A 3,649-nucleotide genomic window follows, 5' to 3' on the forward strand; every position below is an offset into this window, starting at 1 on the left:
AATGACCAATGACTAATGACTAATGACCAATGACTAATTTAAAAATCCAAACCAGCTTCACGGGCTGCTTCAGCGAGTGCTTTAACACGTCCGTGATAAAGGTTTCCACCACGGTCAAAGACAACTTTTGCAATCCCCTGAGACAAAGAACGAGATGCAATCAACTTACCAACTTCTATGGAAGCGTCGCAGTTTCCACCCGAAGACAATTTAGATTTCAATTCTGGTTCTACAGTGGAGGCAGCTACTAAAGTATGATGTTGTGTATCATCAATCACCTGAGCATAAATATGCTGGTGAGAGCGAAATACAGATAACCTTGGACGTTCCGCAGTTCCACTGACTTTGCCGCGAATCCGTCTTTGACGACGTTCCCTTGATTCTTTACGAGTCTTCTTCATTTTTACTTCTTACCCTTACCAGTCTTACCAGCTTTACGTCTGACGGCTTCACCGGCGTAACGAATACCCTTACCTTTATATGGTTCTGGCGGACGAACATCGCGAATTTTAGCTGCTATGTTGCCTACCACTTCTTTGTCATAACCACTGACAATAACGTTGGTGTTGTTCTCAACGGCAAACTGTATTCCTTCTGGGGGAACAATTTGTACCTGATGGCTATAACCCATGTTCAAAACCAAGTTACGACCTTGAACGGCTGCTCGGTAACCGACCCCTTGAATTTCTAAACGGCGTTGAAAACCTTGAGAAACTCCTTCAACCATATTGGAAACCAAAGTACGGGATAAACCGTGCATTTGGCGGCATATACGGGAATCATCCCGACGGGTCACCTGTAGTATTTCTCCCTCTTGGGAAACTGTGACTTGGCTGGGTAATTGGCGAGAAAGTTCACCTTTGGGTCCTTTAACAATTACCTTTGTGCCATCAACAGTCACTTCTACTTTTGCGGGAACTTTAATTGGTCGTTTACCAATTCGAGACATAACTTTACCTTTTGTTAGTTGTTAATTGTTAGTTGTTGGTTGTTAGTTGTTAGTTGTTGTCAAAAAGTACCAATAACCACTAACTACTAACTACTAACACCATATCTACCAAACATAGCAAAGTACTTCTCCACCTAAGTTTTGACGCCGTGCTTCCCGGTCTGTCATGATACCGCTAGATGTGGAAATAATGGCAATGCCAATACCGCCTAGTACTCGTGGTAGCTCTTTCTTGTTAGAGTAAACTCGCAAACCAGGTTTGCTTACCCGCTTTAAGGAGGTAATTAGGGGTTGGCGATTTTTACCTTTGTACTTTAAGGAGATTGTGAGTTCGCGTTTAACGCCTTCTCCTACTTCTTCAAAATCAGAAATAAAACCTTCTTCCCGCAGTACTTTTGCGATACTGCGAGTCATCTTTGTGGATGGCACGTGCGTTGTTTGATGCCGCGCCATGTTGGCATTGCGAATGCGCGTCAGCATATCTGCAATTGTGTCGTTTACCGCCATCTTTTCCTCTTTAAATCAACTTATTGCTCGCGAAAAGGCATTCCCATTTCTTTTAGTAAAGCGCGACCTTCTTCATCATTTTTTGCTGTGGTAATGATAGAAATGTCCATACCACGAATTTGATCGATGCTGTCGTACTCGACTTCCGGAAATATCAATTGTTCTCTGACACCTAAAGTGTAATTACCCCGACCATCAAAGCTTTTAGGGCTAATACCGCGAAAGTCACGAATTCTTGGTAGTGTCAGGTTGATCAAACGATCTAAGAAGGCGTACATCCGTTCGCCTCTAAGAGTAACCATAATACCTACAGGCATTCCTTGACGAATTTTAAAGCCAGCGATCGCTTTTTTGGCTCGGGTCACTACAGGTTTTTGTCCGGTAATGAGTGCAATTTCGCTTAAAGACGCTTCTAGTGCTTTAGCATTTTGAGATGCCTCCCCTAAACCTCGGTTGACAGTCACTTTAGTCAACTTTGGTACTTGATGAATGTTTGTATATTCAAACTGCTTCATCAGTTTGGGTACTATAGTCTCTTGGTATACAGTTTTCAGTCTTGGTGCTGCCATAGTCTTTTGTCCTTAAATTCCCTGGGCTTGGTCAGGAAAGGTTTGAATGATGAATGATGAATGCTGAATTATGAATTCAATTAAAAGTTTTATAATTCATAATTCATAATTCATAATTCATAATTTATTTATCAATAATTTCACCAGTTTTCTTTAGCATTCTAACTTTCTTACCTTCGGCAGTGAAAGTGTAGCAAATACGACTGGCAACGTTTTGCTTAGTAGAATAAAGCATGACGTTAGAACTGTGGATAGGGTACTCCTGGTTAACAATACGACCGGATTCGCCTTCCTGTTGGGGTTTAACGTGCTTTGTTTTAATGTTGACACCTTTGACGATGACTTTACTCTCTTGGGGGAGTGCTTTAATAATTTCACCCACCTTGCCCTTGTCTTTTCCAGCAATTACCTGTACGGTGTCACCAGTTTTGACGTGCATTTTATAAAATTTGGGCTTTTCCTTCTTTTTGGTTGCCATTACAGCACCTCCGGAGCCAAAGAAACAATTTTGGTAAAGTTTTTGTCACGCAGTTCTCGTGCTACGGGACCAAAGACGCGGGTTCCTTTGGGGTTACCGTCTTTGTTAATAATCACTGCGGCGTTGTCGTCAAAGCGAATGCTCATCCCGCTATCTCTACGTATGCTGTGGCGAGTGCGAACAATCACTGCTTCCACAACATCAGACTTTTTGACAGCCATATTAGGAATTGCGTCTTTAACAACAGCAATAATTTTATCGCCTACAAAGCCGTAGCGGCAGTTTCCTGCACCTAGAACGCGGATGCACATCAATTTGCGAGCACCGCTGTTATCTGCGACATTGAGGTAAGTTTGGGTCTGAATCACTGTTTATCTCCCTTGCATGCGTTGTTAGCTATCTAACAACTATTTCGTTAACTCAGCGTTCTTGGTGGTTAGGATTTCAGCCACTGTCCAGCGTTTAGTTTTACTAAGAGGTCTAGTTTCCTGAATCCGAACGCGATCGCCTATTTTGCACTTATTTTCTTCGTCGTGCGCCTTATAGCGTCTTGTTTTAACAACGGTTTTGCCGTATTTGGGGTGAGGAGAGCGGTTTTCTACGGCAACGACTACCGTCTTTTGCATTTTGTCGCTCACGACCATGCCCACTCGTTCTTTTACTGCCATATTTCCTACTCTGCTGCTTCACTCTTTTCTTGACTTTCAGAAGCCCGCTTGCGCTCGTGTTCTACTGTCAGTAATTGAGCTAAGCGATGTCGGGCGTGTCTGAATAGGTGGGGTTTTTCTAACTGTCTAGTGGCTTTTTGCAAGCGCAGTTGAAACAGTTGTTTTTTTACGTCGAGAATTTCTTGAGCCAATTGTTCGTCAGTTAATTCTCTTGCTTCTGATATTTTAGGAAGAGCCATAACTTACACCTGCTGTTGCTCTTCTTCAGAGCGTTTGATGAACTTAGTTTTAATAGGCAACTTGTAAGCCGCCAATCGCATGGCTTCGCGAGCAATTTCTTCTGTTACACCAGCAATTTCAAATAAAATTCTGCCCGGTTTCACAACAGCTACCCAAAACTCTGGAGAACCTTTACCGGAACCCATACGTGTTTCTGCTGGACGCATGGTAACGGGTTTATCAGGGAAAATACGAATCC

Annotated in this window: 9 protein-coding genes; all 9 read right to left on the reverse strand. The window is 42.8% G+C overall.

Annotation, left to right across the window (positions count from 1 at the left end; genetic code table 11):
- Positions 1-38 precede the first annotated feature (38 nt).
- Positions 39-401, reverse strand: coding sequence for a 50S ribosomal protein L18 (gene rplR, locus ACKTT2_RS00210; protein WP_407882780.1), 363 nt, complete (start codon positions 399-401; stop codon positions 39-41).
- Positions 402-403: 2 nt separating this feature from the next.
- On the reverse strand, positions 404-949 hold the full coding sequence (gene rplF, locus ACKTT2_RS00215; RefSeq protein ID WP_407882782.1) for a 50S ribosomal protein L6: 546 nt from the start codon (positions 947-949) through the stop codon (positions 404-406).
- Between the two features lie 105 nt (positions 950-1,054).
- Complete coding sequence (rpsH, locus tag ACKTT2_RS00220; protein WP_038080309.1) at positions 1,055-1,456, reverse strand: 30S ribosomal protein S8; 402 nt, start codon at positions 1,454-1,456, stop codon at positions 1,055-1,057.
- A 20-nt stretch (positions 1,457-1,476) separates the two neighbouring features.
- Positions 1,477-2,025 (reverse strand): 50S ribosomal protein L5, encoded by a 549-nt coding sequence (rplE, locus tag ACKTT2_RS00225; RefSeq protein ID WP_407882785.1) that lies wholly within the window; start codon positions 2,023-2,025, stop codon positions 1,477-1,479.
- Positions 2,026-2,149: 124 nt separating this feature from the next.
- A complete protein-coding gene (rplX, locus tag ACKTT2_RS00230) occupies positions 2,150-2,503 on the reverse strand; it encodes a 50S ribosomal protein L24 (protein WP_407882787.1) in 354 nt (117 codons plus the stop codon).
- Positions 2,503-2,871 carry a 50S ribosomal protein L14 gene (rplN, locus tag ACKTT2_RS00235; protein ID WP_038080300.1) on the reverse strand — a complete coding sequence of 123 codons (369 nt, stop codon included), beginning with the start codon at positions 2,869-2,871 and terminating at the stop codon, positions 2,503-2,505. Before rplN ends, rplX begins: the two co-directional genes overlap by 1 nt.
- Positions 2,872-2,910: 39 nt before the next feature.
- Positions 2,911-3,171 (reverse strand): 30S ribosomal protein S17, encoded by a 261-nt coding sequence (gene rpsQ, locus ACKTT2_RS00240; protein ID WP_407882790.1) that lies wholly within the window; start codon positions 3,169-3,171, stop codon positions 2,911-2,913.
- 5 nt (positions 3,172-3,176) lie between these two features.
- Positions 3,177-3,410 (reverse strand): 50S ribosomal protein L29, encoded by a 234-nt coding sequence (gene rpmC, locus ACKTT2_RS00245; RefSeq protein ID WP_407882792.1) that lies wholly within the window; start codon positions 3,408-3,410, stop codon positions 3,177-3,179.
- Positions 3,411-3,413: 3 nt separating this feature from the next.
- Positions 3,414-3,649, reverse strand: a 236-nt coding sequence (gene rplP / locus ACKTT2_RS00250; RefSeq protein WP_407882794.1) for a 50S ribosomal protein L16, incomplete at its 5' end; no start/stop codon positions are given.

This window comes from Scytonema hankhaensis NUACC26 (assembly GCF_045865695.1).
Taxonomy (GTDB): Bacteria; Cyanobacteriota; Cyanobacteriia; order Cyanobacteriales; family Nostocaceae; genus Scytonema.